The following is a 16,889-nucleotide window of genomic DNA, read 5'->3' on the forward strand; positions in this document are numbered from 1 at the left end:
GCCCGCCGCCCGCGCCGCTACTTCTTGCCGGTGAACTTCTCGTACGCGGCCACGACCTCGTCCGCCGGACCGTCCATCCGCAGCGTCCCCGCCTCCAGCCAGATCGCCCGGTCACAGGTCTCGGTGATCGACTTGTTGCTGTGGCTGACCAGGAAGACAGTGCCGGCCTCCTTGCGCAGCTCCTTGATCCGTTCCTTGCTGCGTCGCTGGAACCTGGCGTCGCCGGTGGACAGCGCCTCGTCGATCAGGAGGACGTCATGGCTCTTGGCAGCGGCGATCGAGAAGCGCAGCCGGGCGCCCATGCCGGAGGAGTACGTCCGCATCGGCAGCGTGATGAAGTCGCCCTTCTCGTTGATGCCGGAGAAGTCGACGATCCCCTGGTAGCGCTCGCGGATCTGGGCCCGCGTCATGCCCATCGCGAGGCCGCCGAGTACGACGTTGCGCTCGCCGGTCAGATCGCTCATCAGTGCCGCGTTCACCCCGAGCAGCGAGGGCTGGCCCTGGGTGTGCACCCGGCCCTTCGTCGCGGGCAGCAGACCGGCGATCGCCTTCAGCAGCGTCGACTTCCCCGAGCCGTTGGAACCGATCAGGCCGATGGCCTCGCCCTTGTACGCGGCGAAGCTCACCCCCTTCACGGCGTGCACCTCGCGCACCCCGGGTGCCTGTCGGCGCGAGACGATCCGGCTGAGCGCCGAGGTGGCGCTGCCCCTTCCGGTACGGGCGCCATTGACCTTGTACGTGATGTGGACGTCGTCCACGACGACGGTCGGCATCCGCTCGTTGTCGTCCGTCATGTTGTCAGCCACGTCCGTACCGCTCTTCCGCCTGCCAGAAGTACACGAATCCGCCCACGCCGCACACGAGTGCCCAGCCCGCGGCTATCGCCCACACATGCGGCGGCAGATGGGACGCGTCGAAGCTGTCGATGAGCGCGAACCGCATCAGGTTGATGAAGACCGCCGCCGGATTGCACTCCAGCATCACCATCACGAAGTGCGGAACCCGGTCCCCCTTGAGCATCGTGTCCACGCTCCACATGACGCCCGAGGCATACATCCAGGTGCGCAGGATGAACGGCATCAGTTGGGCGATGTCCGGCGTCCGGGCGGCCAGCCGCGCCACCACCATGGAGACGCCGGTGTTGAACACTGCCTGCAGGAACAGCGCCGGAATCGCCAGCAGCCAGGACGGGCTGGGGAACTGCCCGAACCCCACCAGAATCAGCACCAGCGCGCCCAGCGAGAACAGCAGTTGCTGGAGCTGCTGCAGGGCCAGCGCGATCGGCAGCGAGGCGCGCGGGAAGTGCAGGGCCCGGACGAGGCCGAGGTTGCCGCTGATCGCACGGGTGCCCGCGGTGATCGAGCTGCTGGTGAAGGTCCAGATGAACACGCCGGTGACGAGGAACGGAACGAAGTCCTCGACGTTCCGCTTCGTGTTCATCAGGACGCCGAAGATGAAGTAGTAGACCGTCGCGTTCAGCAGCGGGGTCATGATCTGCCAGATCTGGCCGAGCTTCGCCTGGCTGTACTGGGCGGTCAGCTTGGCGGTGGCGAACGCCGTGATGAAGTGCCGACGCCCCCACAGCTGGCGGATGTACGCCCACAGCGAGGGCCGGGCCCCGCTCATGGTCAGTCCGTGCCGGGCGGCGAGCGCGGCGAGCTCTCCCGGTGCGTACACCGGGAGAGGTGTACCGGCAGGTGTGTCGGCCGGGGCCGCTGGGGTTGTTGTCTGGCTCACCACGATCGCTTTCGGCGGGAAGGCAGGAGGGAAACTTCGTCCGACGGGACGGAACCGTATCGTCGCAACGCTGAGGGTAGGGTGCATTCGCGTCGCAACGCAACCGTTTCGTCGTTACGGACTATGATTCGGCCATGACCACCGACCCGGGAACCCGCCGCCGTGTCCCCGCCGGAGCCGCCGTGCTGCGCGAGGACGTCACCGATGCGATTCGCAGCGCCGTCTTCGAGGAGCTGGCCGCGGTGGGCTTCGCCCGGATGTCGATCGAAGGCATCGCCCGGCGCGCGGGCGTCGGCAAGACCGCCGTCTACCGCCGCTGGAAGTCCAAGCTGGCCCTGGTCCTCGACCTGGTCTCCGCCGTCGCCGTCCAGGGCATGCCGGCTCCGGCGACCGGTTCGCTGTACGGGGACGTCCGCGCTGTACTGGAACTCGCCTCCTACGCCCTGCGCCACCCCGTCGCCTCGCAGGTCATCCCGGACCTGCTGGTCGAGGCAGCCCGCAGTCCGGAGATCTCCGAGACGATCAAGGCGGCCCTGCTGGACCCGCATCGGGGCATCGCCGCCGTCGTCGTACGGGACGCCGTGGCGCGCGGCGAACTGCCCGAGGACAGCGACCCGGACCGTGCGCTGGACCTGATCGTCGGCCCGCTCTACTGGCGGCTCGCCGTCGTCCGCACCCCGCTGCCCGAGGGCTACCTCGACGACCTGGCGGCATCCGCCGTCGCGGCGCTCAAGAACTGAGCCGGGCAGGTACTGAGACCGACCGCCGGTCGGTCCACGCGGCGCAGCCGATGTCACCCGTTCGGGAGAGACCGCAACCGGTGACCCCCGGCCCTTCATGGGGTTGAGCCATACGGACAACCAGGCCCCGATGAACGGACGTGCTCAAATGCCGCCACGGCTCAGTGTCGTCGTACCCGTCCACAACGTCGAGCTCTATCTGACGGACTGCCTGAAGTCCCTCGCGGAGCAGACCATGACCGACCTGGAGGTGGTGATGGTCGACGACGGGTCCACCGACAACAGCGCGGCCCTGGCCGCCGAGTTCGCCGAACAGGACGGCCGGTTCCGGCTGGTGAGCCAGGAGAACAGCGGACTCGGGCACGCCCGCAACACCGGTGTCCGCAACTGCGACCCGGACGCCCGCTATCTCGCCTTCGTCGACAGCGACGACGTCCTCCCGCCCCGCGCGTACGAACTCCTCATCGGTGCCCTGGACGAGACCGGCTCGGACATCGCGTCCGGCAATGTGCTGCGGCTGCGGGCCTCGGGCAAGCTCCAGCAGTCGCCCGACTTCCGCAAGCCCATGGCGACGACCCGGCTGCGCACCCACATTTCCCGTGACTGGGACCTCGCCGTCGACAGGATCGCCTGCAACAAGGTCTTCCGCCGGTCCTTCTGGGACGAGCACGCCTTCGTCTTCCCGGTAGGCGCTCTCTACGAGGACATCCCTGTCGTCCTGCCCGCCCACTTCCTTGCCCGCTCCGTCGACGTGCTGAAGGACGCCGTCTACCACTGGCGCGACCGTGCGGGTTCGATCACCACCCGTCGCACCGTCGTCCGCGGCGTCCAGGACCGGGCCTCGCACGTGCTGGGCGTCTCCACCTTTCTCGACGAGCACCGCGGCGCCGCCGACAAACGGCAGTACGAGGCGCACGTCCTCGCCAACGACCTCTGGTACTTCATGGAGGCGCTGCCCGACGGCGACGAGGAGTACCGGCGCGCCTTCCTCACGTACGCCAATGAGTTCACGGATCAGGTCGACCCGGCCGTGCTCGACGCGCTCCCGCTGCGGCTGCGCCTGATGTGGCACCTCGTGCGCGAACGGCGGACCGACGAACTGCTGGCCCTGCTCGCCTTCGACAAGGCCGAGCCGGGAGCGTTCGCGGTACGGGGCGTGCGGCGCCGCAGCGCCTTCTTCCCGGCGCTCACCCGGCCGGTGCCGCGTTCGGTGCTGCGGGTCACCGACCAGGATCTGCCGCTCACCGCCCGGCTGCGGGAGGCCCACTGGCGGGGCGGCAAGCTGCACCTCAAGGGGTACGCGTACATCCGGAACCTGCCCGCCACCACGCGTGGCACCGAGTTCCGGGCCGGCTGGCTGCGGGCGGGGCGACGGCGTGTGGTGCTGCTCCGGCTGCGCACGGTCGCCGAAGCCGAGGCCACCGCCCGGTCCCGGCAGAGCCTGCACGACTACGACCGGTCCGGCTTCGAGACCGTCATCGACCCGGCAAGGCTCCGCATCGATGCGGGCGGCAGCCTCGAACGGCTCACCTGGCGCCTGGAGATCGGCATCGCCGGGCACGGCATGCTGCGTCGCTCCGGCCTCTCGACGAACGAGGCGGCCGCACCGCCGCCCGTGCACCGGCCCGACGGCGACCACCGGATCGTGCCCGCCTTCGAGAACGGCAGGCTGGTGCTGCACGCCGAGCGGATCGACGCCCGCTACGAGACGCACCGCGCGGGCGACGCGGATGACGGCGCCGGAACCGTGGCGATCGACGGGATGATCCGCGACCGTCTCGGCAAGGGACCGCTGCGCCTGGCACTCACCCACCGGGCCTCCGGTACCTCCTTCGACTGCCCGGTGACCGTGCACGAGGTGGCCGTGGGCTCGGCGGCGGGATGGCGGCGCTTCACCGTCGATCTCCCGCTCGGCTACTTCGCCGATGCCCGGAAGGGCGCGGGGGAGGGGGCGGCGAGCGCGCAACTGCCGTACAGCCTGCATCTGGTCGGCCCGGACGGGCGCAGGACACCGATCGATGTGCCGGGGCCCGTACTGCCGCGCCGCTACCCGCTGGGCGGGGACGGGGACGAGCGGCGCGAACTCGGTCTCACCGTCAGTTCCCGAGGAAATCTGCTGATCAGCGACCGCATCGTGCAGCCCGCCGTCGACCTGGCGACCTGGACGGAGGACGGACAACTCCTTCTGGAGGGCACTTTCCCCGACGAGCTGGAACGGCCCGTCGAGCTGGTGGCGCGGCACAGCGGGCACGGCGAGGAGGCCGTCTTCCCCCTCGCCCTCTCCGGTGCCGTCGGGGCACGGCGGTTCAGGGCCGCGCTCCGGCCGGACGCCGTCGAGGGACCGGGCGGGAAGCTTCCGCTGGGCCAGGGCCACTGGTACCTCTTCCTCCGCGAGAAGGGCGCGAGCAACGACGCGTACGAGGCCCCGCTGCGTGTCCCGGCCGTCGCGCACCGCACCCTGCCCGCCGCCCGCACCCTCGCGGGCCGGAAGTACCTCATCGAGCGGCGCTTCCACGACCAGCTGCTGATCAACTCCGCGTCGGTGCTCACCGCCGCGGAACGCGGTGCGCGTGGCAAGCGGCTGCTGCGCGAGGCGTACCGGGACCTGCGCATGGCACCCCTGCGCAACACCGTGCTGTACAGCAGCTTCGACGGCCGCCAGTACTCCGACTCGCCGCGCGCGATCCATGAGGAAGTGGTCCGTCGGGGTGTCGAGTTGGAGCATCTTTGGGTGGTGCGCGACCAGCAGGCCCGTATCCCGGCGGGCGTTATGACCGTCGAGCACGGCTCCGCCGCCTGGCATGAGGCGCTGGCCCGCAGCCGTCACATCGTCACCAACACCCAGCTGCCGGAGTGGTTCGAGCGGCGCGAGGGCCAGTGCGTCGTCCAGACCTGGCACGGCGCCCCCCTCAAGCGCATCGGGCTCGACCTCGCGGACACCGCCCAGGCCGACGCCGCCGATATCGCCACCATCGAGCAGCGCGCCCGCCAGTGGAGCGTCCTGGTCTCCCCGAACCGCTTCGCCACCCCCGTCCTGCGGCGCTCGTTCGGCTACCAGGGCGAGGTCTTGGAGTGCGGCTGTCCCCGCAACGACCTGTTCCACGCCCCGGACCGGGTCAAGGTCGCCACGGCGGTACGGGAACGGCTCGGCATCCCCGTGGGCAAGCGGGTCGTGCTGTACGCGCCGACCTGGCGTGAGGACCGGCCGCAGGGCGACGGCCGCTACGCCCTCGACCTGCGGCTCGACCTGACCGCCGCCGAACGCGAACTCGGCGCGGACACTGTCCTGTTGGTCCGTCGCCACTATTTGGTCACAGACCGCCTCCCGGGCAGCGGCAGCGGCTTCGTCCGTGACGTCTCGCGCTACGGGGACGTCGGTGAGCTGATGCTGGTCAGCGACGCACTGGTCACCGACTACTCCTCGCTGATGTTCGACTTCGCCCAGACCGGCCGACCGATGCTCTTCCACACCTACGATCTGGCGCACTACCGCGACACCCTGCGCGGCTTCTGCTTCGACTTCGAGGCCCGCGCCCCCGGCCCTCTGATCCCCAGCTCCGCCGGACTCATCGAGGCACTGCGCGACCCGGAGCGGGCCACCGGGGGACACGCGCAGGCGTACGAGGCATTTCTCCGGGACTTTTGCGACCTGGATGACGGACATGCGACGCAGCGGGTGGTCGACCGGATGCTGCGGCGCCCGTAGGGCCTGTGTGTTCCCCGGTTCCGGTCCCCGTGCCCGCGCGGGACCCGGAGCCGGAACCGTTCGAGTGATTCACGCCATCCCGTATACGTGCAGATGTGCGGTGAATTGATTCACCCGTCCGCTCGGCGTGTTGATCGGCGCGCTGGACAGAGGCTTCAGGTTGCTATGTCCTTTTTTCATGACTATCCGAATGTGGCGCGACACCTGGGACGTACGACGCGCAAGAGCCGTCGTACTCGTCGCGGCGGCCGTCGGGCTGCTCGTCAGAATGCTGATCGCGGCGACCGAGCGCGGCCCCGCCGACGTGCGTATTTTCCATGGATTCGCGAAGGCCGTCGCCGCGTACGGCCCCATTCGCATTTATGAGCAGCCGCTGCCCGGGCTGCCCGTCTACAACCACCCACCGCTGGCCGGCTGGATACTCCTCGGACTCAATGAACTCGCCGAACTCGGAATTCCGTTCGGCACGCTGATCCGATCACCTGCCTCGATCGCCGACTTCTTCTGCGCGCTCGTCGTCTTCGAAATCGTCCGGCGGCGCCGTTCTCTTCGAAATGCGGTCGCCTGCGGGATCGGTGTGGCCCTCAGCCCCCTACTGATCGCCACATCCGGCTACCACGGCAACACCGACGCAGTCGCCGTCACCTTCGCACTCGCCGCCGCGTATCTGCTGGTCGACCGGAAGTCGCCGCTGGCCGCCGGGGTGGCCGCAGCGCTCGCGATCAGCGTCAAATTCATCCCGGTCGTGGTGATCCCCGCGCTGTTCGTGGTCGCGCTGCGCGTCGGCCGGCCGGCACTCGTCCGCTTCAGCGCCGGGTTCACCGCCCTCGTCGCGCTCGTCTGGGGTCCCGTCCTGGTGACTGTGCCGGAGAACCTCAAGGAGAACGTCCTGGAGTACGCGGGCGGCAGCTACCGCCTCTGGGGCCTCGTCCGGTTCGCCGATGTGCTGGGTCTGCCGGAGCCGTTCATCGCCTTCATCCGAGGCGACGGCCACTTCCTCCTGGTGCTGATCTGCGTGGTGGCCGGCGTCTGGCTGGCCTGGGTGCGGCCCGCACAGCTGCCCGGTGCCGTCGCCGTGACGTTGGGCCTGCTGCTGCTCCTCTCCACCGCGTCCGCCCTGCAGTACCTGACCTGGGCGGCGGCCGGGATGTTCGTCCTCGGGTTCTGGGAGGGGCTCGCGTACAGCTGCCTGCTCGGCTGGACAGCCGTACTCGGCTACCAGGGGCGTTCCGCCGTGCGTTGGAGCGAGACGGTGCTGCAGTTGGGTGCCGCCGGCTGGTTCGTCCTCGCGACAGGCCTGGTCACCGGCGTCCGCAGGATCCTCGCCACCTCGCCGGACGTACCCGCCTCGTCCCCAGCCGAACGGGCATCGGTCCCCGCGCCCTGCACCTCGCGACCGTCCGGTTCCGCCGTCAACTGACCACACCCGAGCGCGACTGGAGAACCTCCCGTGAAGGAAAGCACGAGCCCCAGAATCGGCATCCTGGTGGTCGCGTACAACGCCGAGACGACGCTGGAGAGGACCCTCGACCGCATTCCGGAGAACTTCCGGTCCAAGGTCGCCGAAGTCCTCATTCTCGACGACGCAAGCCACGACGCGACCTTCACCGCGGGCTGCCGCTGGTCGCAGACGGAGGGAATGCCGCGGACCGTGGTCATGCGGCACACCAAGAATCTAGGATACGGCGGAAACCAGAAGGCCGGATACGCGCTGGCAGCCGAACACGGACTCGACATCATCGTGCTGCTGCACGGCGACGGACAGTACGCCCCCGAATACCTGCCCGACATGGTCGCACCGATCGAACGCGGCGAATGCGAGGCCGTGTTCGGCTCGCGGATGATGAAATCCGGATCCGCTCTCAAGGGCGGCATGCCGATGTACAAATGGCTCGGCAATCGCATTCTCACCCGCCTGGAGAACGCCCTGCTCGGTTCGCAGCTCACCGAATTCCACTCCGGGTACCGCGCCTACAGCGTCGCTGCACTCAAGAAGCTGCTGATCCACCGGAACGCCGACGCGTTCGACTTCGACACCCAGATCATCGTCCAGATGCTCAACGAAGGAATGCGGATCAAGGAGATCCCCGTCCCCACCTACTACGGCGACGAGATCTGCTACGTCAACGGCATGAAGTACGCGAAGGACGTCGTCAAGGACGTTCTCGAATACCGGCTCGCCGTCAAGGGATTCGGCACCTGCGCCTGGATTCCCAAGCCCGTCGAGTACGCATTCAAGGAGGGCGACGGTTCCTCGCACGCCGTCATCCTGGAGAAGATGCGCAGCCTCGCGCCCGGCAGAGTCCTCGATCTCGGCTGCTCCGGCGGCCTGTTCGCCCAGCGCCTCGAAGCCCTCGGCCACGAAGTGACGGGCGTGGACTACGTCGAGATCCCCGGCGTCCGCGAGAAATGCACCCACTTCCACCTCGCCGACCTGGAGGAGGGGCTGCCCATGGAGGTCGGCGCCGACTACGACTACGTCGTCGCCGGCGATGTCATCGAGCACCTCTCCCGCCCCGAGCGCGTGCTCGCCGAGGCCGTCACCGTGCTGCGGCCCGGCGGCCATGTGCTGCTCTCCGTACCGAACTTCAGCCACTGGTACTCACGGCTTCGGGTCGCGCTCGGCGTCTTCGACTACGACCGGCGCGGCATCCTGGACGAAACGCATCTGCGCTTCTTCACCCGGGCCAGTCTGCGCCGCACCGTCAGGAGCGCGGGCTACGACGTCCTCCACATCGCCTCCACCGGGGCCCCGTTCTGGGCGCTGCTCGGCGGCGGACCGCTCGCGGCGGTCCTGGGCGGGGTGTCGAAGCTGCTCACCCGGATCCGGCCGACGCTGTTCGGCTATCAGTACGTCGTGCTGCTGACTCCGCATGCGGCCGAGACGATCATTGCTGGAGAGCACGTCGATGTACAGGACATCCTCAACCGGCGGTACGTCACCGCGGGCCGGGTCGGCGTCTGAGAGGCTGTCGGGTGGCTCGACGTTCGCGGTGTACGGGACCACCCCGTATGCACGTACAGCTGTGCGTACTACTTCACCGCACCCGCCATCACGCCTGAGACGAACTGACGCTGGAAGGCGAAGAAAACCGCAAGCGGAATCACCATCGAGACGAAGGCGCCGGGCGCCAGCACATCGATGTTGTTGCCGAACTGTCGTACCTGCTGCTGCAGGGCCACCGTGATCGGCGGGGAGCCGGAGTCCGCGAAGATCAGCGCGACCAGCATGTCGTTCCACACCCAGAGGAACTGGAAGATCCCGAGCGAGGCGATCGCCGGACCGCCCAGCGGCATCACGACCCGGGTGAAGAGCCGGATCTCGCCCGCCCCGTCAAGCCGGGCCGCCTCCAGCAGTTCCCTCGGGATCTCCGCGAAGAAGTTACGCAGCAGGAAGATCGCGAAGGGCAGACCGAAGGCCGTGTGGAAGATGATCACGCCGAAGGTCGTCTCGAAGATCCCGACGGCGCCGAAGAGCTCGGAGACGGGGACCAGGGCGACCTGCACCGGCACCACCAACAGCCCCACGACCACGAGGAACCACCAGTCGCGGCCGGGGAACTCCATCCAGGCGAAGGCATATCCGGCCAGTGAACCGATCACGACGACCAGGACGGTCGCCGGGACGGTGATCACGACCGTGTTGAGGAGGGAGTGGGTGATGGTCGGGTTGTCCAGCAGCCGGGAGTAGTTGTCGAAGGTGAGCTGGGACGGGACCGTGAAGACCTTCCACCAGCCGGTCGACGCGATGTCGTCCGCGCCGCGCAGCGAGGACAGCAGCAGCCCGATGGTCGGCATCAGCCAGAACAGACCCACCAGGATGAGGAAGACCCGCATCACACCGCCGCCGGCGCGGGCGGCGATGCGCGCACCGAGGGACTGCTCGGCCTTCATCAGTCCGTTTGCGGCTTTCGTGCTCGTGGCCGTGTCGGACGCTGTCGTCATCGGCGCCCCTCCTTCCGGATCCGGCGTACGTTGACGAACATGACCGGGAGAACCAGCAGCAGCAGGAGCACGGCGATGGCGCTGCCGATCCCGAGGTCCGCGTCCGTGCCGAACGAGGAGCGGTAGAGCTGGAGCGCCAGCACATTCGCATCGTCCTGCGAGGAGCCCGGCGCGATGATGAAGACCAGGTCGAAGATCTTCAGGACGTTGATCATCAACGTGACGAGCACGACCGCGAGAACGGGCGCGAGTATCGGCACCGTGATCCGGCGGAACACCTGCCACTCGTTCGCGCCGTCCACCCGGGCCGCTTCGAGCAGTTCACGCGGCAGGCCCGCCAGACCCGCCGCGATCAGCACCATTGCGAACCCGGCCCACATCCAGACGTAGGAGCCGATGATCCCCGGTGTGACGAGGGCCGGTCCAAGCCACTCGACTCCGTTGTACGGCTCCTTGAAGTTCGAGGCAGGGAGGCGGAGTTCGGCGCCGTCGGCCGAAGCGGGCAGGGTGAACGTACCGTCCGCGCCTGCCGTAGCCGAGGCGACCACCTTGCCGTCCTTGACCGCCTCCACCTCGATCCCCTTGAGCCCCAGCTCCTTGGCGTCGATGACATTGGGTCTGCCGCCGCCACCCCGGGTGAAGTCCAGCCACGCGGTACCGGTGATCTTTCCGGCCCCTGCCGCCGCGGCCTTCGCGGGCTTCGCGTCCGTCGGCATCTTCGCCGGTGCCACACCGACCAGCGGCAGCTGCACCGGCTGCCCGGCCCGCACCGGCGCCTTGGTGACGAATGAACCGCCGCCGCCCGCCTTGAGCGGGTGGACGGGCAGCGGATGCGCCTTCGGGTAGCCCGCCGACTCGGTGAACGTGTCGTGCACACCCACCCATACGGCGTTGGCGACCCCGCGTTCCGGGGCCGCGTCGTACACCAGCCGGAAGATGATGCCCGCGGCGAGCATGGAGATCGCCATCGGCATGAAGACAACCAGCTTGAACGCCGTACCCCAGCGGATCCGCTCCGTCAGCACCGCGAAGATCAGCCCGAGGGCCGTGGAGACCGTCGGCGCGACCACGACCCAGATCGCGTTGTTCTTGACCGCCGTACGGATGGTGTCGTCTGTGAACAGCGCCTTGTAGTTGTCGAGTCCGGCGAAGCCCGTACCCGCCTGGTCGAAGAGCGACCGGTAGACGGAGTACACGATCGGATAGACCACGAGCGCGCCCAGCAGCACCAGCGCGGGAGCCAGGAACAGCGCCGCGATGACCCGGCGGGTGCCGGTCACACCTTTGCGGCTGCGGCCCGGGCCGTCGGCCGGGGCGTCGGACGGCTTCCTCGGCGCGGGTACCGACGGCCGGACGGACGGATGCTTGTCGGCGGGCGGCACCGCGTCGGCGCCCCCCGCTGCCGCTGTCGTCATCCCGTCAGCTCTTGTACGCTTCGGCCGCGTCGGACTCCAGCTTCGCTTGAGTCCCCGCGATGTCCTTCGGGTTCTTCAGGAAGTCCTGGAGGGTCTTCCACTCACCCTTTCCGGGCGTCCCGCCGAACAACTGCGGGGCCTGGTCGGACATGTCGAACCGGACGGCATCACCCGCTGCGACCAGCGCCTTCGCCATCGTGCGCTGAACCTCGTTCGGGTACGCGGCTGCGTCCAGGGCCTTGTTCGGCGAGATGAACCCGCCCTGCTCGGCCATGATCTTGGCCGCGTCGGTCGAGCCCAGCCAGGTCAGCAGGGCCTGGGCGCCCTTGCCGTCCTTCAGCGCCACCGCCGCGTCGCCACCCGTCACGACGGGGGACTCGGCGCCTACCGCCGGGAACGGGAACACCTTGGCGTCGGTCCCGATCTTCGCCTTCGTCTGTGCGATGTTGACGCCCACGAAGTCGCCCTCGAAGACCATTGCGGCCTTGGGCTGGTCACCGCCGGTGAAGGTCTGGGTGACCGAGGCCGGAAACTCCGTCTGCAGTGCACCGTCGGCACCGCCCGCGATCAGCGACGGCTTGCCGAAGAGCTGCGCGAGCGTGGCCAGCGCGTCCTTGACGGACGGGTCCGTCCACTTGATCTTGTGCTGGGCCAGCTGGTCGTACTTGCCCGGGCCCGCCTGGGAGAGATAGATGTTCTCGAACCAGTCGGTGAGGGTCCAGCCGTCCGCGCCACCGACCGAGACCGGAGTGACGCCCGAGGCGGAGACCGTCTCGGCCGTTGCCAGGAAGTCCTTCCAGGTCTTCGGCTCAGCCGCGCCCGCGTTCTCGAACACCTTGGCGTTGTACCAGATCAGGGACTTGTTGGCGGCCTTGAAATAGACGCCGTACTGGGTGCCGTCCACCGCACCGAGGTCCTGCCAGACCTTCGAGTAGTTCTTGGCCAGCTGGGCCTTGGCCTCGGGACCGACCGGCTTGGCCCACTTCTTCCGGGCGGCCTGCTGGATCGCGCCGACCTGCGGGATCATCGCGACGTCCGGCGGCTGGCCGCCCGCGATCTTCGTACCGAGGAAGTTGACGATCGGGTCCTGCGCCGGGACGAAGGTGACCGTCGCCCCCGTGCGGTTCTCGAACTCCTTGAGAACCTTGACGAAGTTGGCCTGCTCGACTCCGGTCCAGACCGCCGCGACCGAGAGCCTCTCGCCGTCCAGTTTCGGCAGGACGACGCTCGACGAGCTTCCCTTGCCGCCCCCGGAGCTCTTGTCCGGCTTTCCTTTTCCGCTGCCGTCGTCACCGCAACCGGTCAGAGCCAGTGCGCCGATGGCGGTTAACACCATGGCCGCTTTGCTGAACCGAAGGGTTGTGCGCATCGCTGCCCCGTCTCTCACATCGTTGTGTGCGCACAGTCCTACGCCCGGTGTACGGGTGCCGCAATACCGCTTCTCGCGTCAACTCCTTGATCGTGATGGGCTCGTGATGTGACGTCAGTATCTGCTCGGGCCTGGCTCAGAGGCCATCCGACAGCCTCTCGACTCAGCAGCGGACGGGCCCGAACGGGGCTATCGGCTCGGCATTCACCGACCGAGCCGCCCGCTCCAGCGCACTGGCCAGCAGCGCCAGGTCCGTCGGACCGTTGCCCAGCTCGCGGACCGGGCGCCGGGTCGGCGGATCGCCCATCCGCTCCCACTCCAGCGGGACGACGGTGGGGCGCAGGGTCGCCGTACGCGGAATACGCCCCGTCACCCTGCCGCCCTGGAAAGGTGTCACCCGCCCGTCCGGATGCCCCAGCCGGCCACGGCCGGGCGCCGGATCATCCGGCGACGGCGGGACGACCGGCGCGTCGAGCACGATGCGCAGCCGGGCCCCATGGGCCAGGTCCGTGTCCTCCGTACGGTCCGGGCGGGCGGACGTCGCGACCAGGTGGACGCCGAGCCGGCCGCCCTCCCTGGCCACGGCCTCCAGGGCCCGTACGACCGAACCTGCGGCGGGGCGGCCGGGGCTGCCGAGCGCCGGGGCGACCAGCGCGTCGAAGTCGTCGACCAGGACGACGAGCCGGGGCAGCGGGGAGGGACCGGGGTCCGTGGGTCGCGCGGCGGCGGGCCGCAGCCGGAGCGTCCCGCTCGTCGGGGAGTCCACGTCGCCGCGCTGCTCCCCGGCGCTCGGTGGGCGCCGGCCGGTCATCCGCTGCGCCATCCCGTGCCGGTGGTGCCACTCGGTGAAGTCGTACTGGCCGAGCAGTTCGGCGCGCCGCTTCAGTTCGCCGCCCAGTGCCTGCGCGAACTCGCGCATCCGTACCGGATCCGAGGCCCCCAGGTGCATGAACGCGTGTGGGAGTTCGGTACACGGGTGCAGGCTCTCGCCGCGCTCGCCACCGGCGCCGTCGACCAGGAGTATGCCCAGCCGGTCGGGCCGGGCGGCCGCGGCCAGTGAGGCGGCGACGGCCCGCAGCAGCTCCGTACGTCCGCTGCCGGGAGGCCCCTCGATGAGGAGATGGGGGCCTTCCTCCGCCAGATCCACACTGACCGCGCCCCGGGGTCCGGCCCCGAGCACCACGACGGGGCGCCCGGCGGCCATGGCAGCGGTCCCTTCGGCGGAGGCGGCTGCGGGCGTGCCGGCGCCCGTGCCCGTGCTCGCTTCCACGGCGGTACGTGCGGCCGCCGCTCCGCTCTCGGCGCCTTGTGCCACGACCTGAGGTGTGTCGCCGCCGCGCGGTCCGCCGACCCGGTTCGAGGTCCGCCCGGATCCGGCGGAACGGAGACTGTCGGCCCCCTGGACATCACCACCGTCCCACGTACCCCCGGGAACGGTGCGGGAGCTCGGAGTGGCCCCGGGCGAACCGCCGTAGCGCCCACTGCCGGCGTGGGCAGCACCGGCGCCGGGGTACGGGCCACGCCCGGAGCCACGGGTGTCGTGGGCGTCGTCGTGCGCGAGGCCGTGGCCCGCGGTGCCGACGTGGGTGGTGTTCTCGCTGCCGGGATACGGGGTGCGCACCGAGCCGGGGGCGTACCCGCCCGCGCTGTCCGGCCACGGTGCGCCGCCTGTGCGCTGGGCGCCCACGCGGGGGCCGCCTGTACTGCGCGGGTACTCCGTACGGCGCGAACCGCCGGCATCCGCGTCGGCCGCATCCGTACGGCCGTCGGCTCCGGCGCCCGCCGGCCCGCCCGTCCAGCGGCCCGAACCGTGGACCGTGGCACCGGGCCGGGCGTCCGCAGTGGAGGCCCAGCGGGCCATCAGCGAGGCCGGGGTGGCACGCGCCAGGCCCAGTTCCTCCAGCAGCCGGGTGGTCGGCGGGAGCGCCGCCGACGCGGTCCGGCCAGGGGCGGTGGCCGATCCTTCCGTAAGCAGTGGGGCCAGTGCCCGGCCGAACCGCTCGGCCCAGTGCGCCGACACCGCGTCCACCACAGCGACCGTGCCGTGGCCCGCGGCCCGGCCGTCCGCCGTGCGCAGCAGCCGCAGTGCCGTCGCCACATCGCCGCTCAGCATCGCCACCGCCCCGCACTCGCGGAACGCTATCGAGGCCTGGCAGGCGGCCTCGTACGTCGCCGCGACCGGTGAGCTGGGCGTGGCGGCCGGGGTCTCGGCCAGACAAATCAGATGGATCCCGGCGGCGGCACCCGCAACGGCCAGCCGGGCGGTGTGCTCGCGCAGCAGCGTCGAGCCGGGGTCACCATCGACGATCACCACGGTGTAAGGGCCCGAGTACTGCCCGGCGGCCTCGGCGACCGCGCTCCGGTCCAGGCTCGCCCAGTCGGGTCCCAGCGGCCCGTCGTCCAGCCGGCGCACCAGCTCCGTCGTACGGGCGACGGCCTGCTCGCGGTCGTACGCGAGGAGCAGCCGGCAGTCCTGGCCGTGCATGGGGCGCAGATGAGGCAGCCAGCCGAGCCAGGTCCATTCGCGCCTGCGTTCGTCGGCGCTGCGGGCGCGGTCCGTGCTGATCAGCACGATCTCCAGATCGGCGGGGGAGTGCAGTACGGCGAGCTGCGCCACTGCCCAACGGGCAAGTCCGGCCAGCCGGGCCCGCGGACCGGCGAGCCCGAGGGAACCGGCCTCCCGCAGCCCCACGGTCACCGGCACGGAGGGCAGCTCCGCCCGGTCTGTCGTCCCCAGGCGCACCACCAGCGCCTCCGGGTGCGCGGTGCCGCGCTCCCACAGCCGGGGGCCGGGGCCGAGCGCGGTGAGCAGCACGGCCGCCGGGTCGGGCCAGCTGCTCTCCGCGGCGGATCCCGATGGTGCCGCGGGGGAGGCGGCGGCCGGGAACGGCGGCTCGGCCGCACCCGTATCGTCGGGTGTCGGCTCGTGCACCGGTTCGCCCTTGTTGCCCGCGAGTCTGCGCGCCCAGGCGCCTATCCCGCCCCGCCGTGGTGTCCCGTCGTCCGGGAAGCGGGGGGAACTCTCGGAGGGGGACTGGCGGCGGGTGTCGGCCCACCCGCCTTTGCCGGGCCCAACGCTTGCGGCGGGCCCGGCGCCGGCGGCGGGGGCGTACCCGTGGCCGGAGCCGTACTCCTCGGCGAAGCCGCCGTCGGCGGCGGCCGCGCCCGCCGTACCGGACACCCGCAGATGCCCCTCGCCGTCCGGGGCCGTCGCCAGCGTCGGCGTGCGTGCGCCCGAGGTCAGCCGGAGCGTCGATTCGCCGAGCCGCAGCAGCGCACCGGGCTTCAGACGGACCGGGCGGTCGCGGACCTCCGTACCGTCGAGCAGGGTGCCGTTGGTGGAGCCCAGGTCCGCCACCGAGACCAGGCCGTCCGCGGAGACCGTCACCGTGCAGTGCAGCCGGGACACATCGGGGTCGTCGAGCGGGACGTCCGCGTCGGCGGAGCGGCCGATCCGGATCTGGCCGCCGTGCAGCAGATGGACCCCGCCGGCGTCGGGCCCCGCGATCACGTGCAGCTGAGCCGGAACGGCGTCGTTGGCCGCCTCGTCCTCGCCGGGGACCTGGAGTGAGAGCACCGCTCCGTCGACCAGCGGGGGCTCCCCCAGCACGCACCGCTGCGCGTCGAGCCGCTCACGCCCGGCGAACAGCAGCACCGCACCGCTGCCTGGTGAGCCGTCGGGCCCCAGGACGGCGGCGGCCAGATTGGACGCCACGGTGGCGAGCGCCGTGCCCGGCGGGGCGGTGACCAGCACGTCGCAGGCGCGCGCCGGGGTCTGGCCGCTGCGCGGCGCGAGGACGGTCAGCCGGATCTGCATCGCCGTCAGCGGTCCCTTCTGCGCGGGCGCCGGGCAGGGGGAAGGGCCTGTGATTCCCCCCACCCGACACGGACGCGTCGTCCGGTACGGGTTCGTCACGTGCCGCAGGCTCCTACCCCACAGTCCGTGTGGGAGGCATCCTTGCACCTGCCACTGACAA

The 16,889-nt window shown here is 70.3% G+C and carries 10 protein-coding genes; 4 read left to right on the plus strand and 6 right to left on the minus strand.

Annotated features, from left to right (window positions below):
- Window positions 1-17: 17 nt before the first annotated feature.
- Together ABT115_RS18620 and ABT115_RS18625 are read right to left on the minus strand one after the other, a co-directional pair.
- The gene (locus tag ABT115_RS18620; RefSeq protein ID WP_351790847.1) at window positions 18-794 is read right to left on the minus strand and encodes an ABC transporter ATP-binding protein; all 777 of its coding nucleotides are present in this window, start codon (window positions 792-794) and stop codon (window positions 18-20) included.
- Between the two features lie 4 nt (window positions 795-798).
- Window positions 799-1,740: an ABC transporter permease gene (locus tag ABT115_RS18625; RefSeq protein WP_351790694.1), complete on the minus strand. Its 942-nt coding sequence runs from the start codon at window positions 1,738-1,740 to the stop codon at window positions 799-801.
- A 131-nt stretch (window positions 1,741-1,871) separates the two neighbouring features.
- On the opposite strand from ABT115_RS18625, the gene ABT115_RS18630 reads away from it, so the two are divergent.
- The 4 genes from ABT115_RS18630 (at window position 1,872) to ABT115_RS18645 (ending at window position 9,148) form a co-directional block, all read left to right on the plus strand.
- The gene (locus ABT115_RS18630) at window positions 1,872-2,477 is read left to right on the plus strand and encodes a TetR/AcrR family transcriptional regulator (protein ID WP_351790696.1); all 606 of its coding nucleotides are present in this window, start codon (window positions 1,872-1,874) and stop codon (window positions 2,475-2,477) included.
- 148 nt (window positions 2,478-2,625) lie between these two features.
- Window positions 2,626-6,183, plus strand: a complete 3,558-nt coding sequence (locus tag ABT115_RS18635) for a bifunctional glycosyltransferase/CDP-glycerol:glycerophosphate glycerophosphotransferase (protein ID WP_351790849.1) — start codon at window positions 2,626-2,628, stop codon at window positions 6,181-6,183.
- Window positions 6,184-6,373: 190 nt separating this feature from the next.
- Window positions 6,374-7,603 (plus strand): glycosyltransferase family 39 protein, encoded by a 1,230-nt coding sequence (locus ABT115_RS18640; RefSeq protein WP_502969121.1) that lies wholly within the window; start codon window positions 6,374-6,376, stop codon window positions 7,601-7,603.
- A 30-nt stretch (window positions 7,604-7,633) separates the two neighbouring features.
- Window positions 7,634-9,148 (plus strand): methyltransferase domain-containing protein, encoded by a 1,515-nt coding sequence (locus tag ABT115_RS18645; RefSeq protein WP_351790702.1) that lies wholly within the window; start codon window positions 7,634-7,636, stop codon window positions 9,146-9,148.
- 68 nt (window positions 9,149-9,216) lie between these two features.
- Here ABT115_RS18645 and ABT115_RS18650 read toward each other — a convergent pair whose 3' ends face one another.
- The 4 genes from ABT115_RS18650 to ABT115_RS18665 form a co-directional block, all read right to left on the minus strand.
- Window positions 9,217-10,128 carry a carbohydrate ABC transporter permease gene (locus ABT115_RS18650; protein ID WP_502969118.1) on the minus strand — a complete coding sequence of 304 codons (912 nt, stop codon included), beginning with the start codon at window positions 10,126-10,128 and terminating at the stop codon, window positions 9,217-9,219.
- Window positions 10,125-11,543, minus strand: coding sequence for a carbohydrate ABC transporter permease (locus tag ABT115_RS18655; RefSeq protein ID WP_351790704.1), 1,419 nt, complete (start codon window positions 11,541-11,543; stop codon window positions 10,125-10,127). Before ABT115_RS18655 ends, ABT115_RS18650 begins: the two co-directional genes overlap by 4 nt.
- 4 nt (window positions 11,544-11,547) lie before the next feature.
- The gene (locus tag ABT115_RS18660; protein WP_502969119.1) at window positions 11,548-12,879 is read right to left on the minus strand and encodes an ABC transporter substrate-binding protein; all 1,332 of its coding nucleotides are present in this window, start codon (window positions 12,877-12,879) and stop codon (window positions 11,548-11,550) included.
- Between the two features lie 196 nt (window positions 12,880-13,075).
- Window positions 13,076-16,729, minus strand: a complete 3,654-nt coding sequence (locus tag ABT115_RS18665; protein ID WP_351790710.1) for an FHA domain-containing protein — start codon at window positions 16,727-16,729, stop codon at window positions 13,076-13,078.
- Between the last annotated feature and the right edge of the window lie 160 nt (window positions 16,730-16,889).

The sequence above is a fragment of the Streptomyces sp. NPDC001832 genome (genome assembly GCF_040297265.1).
Taxonomy (GTDB): Bacteria; Actinomycetota; Actinomycetes; order Streptomycetales; family Streptomycetaceae; genus Streptomyces.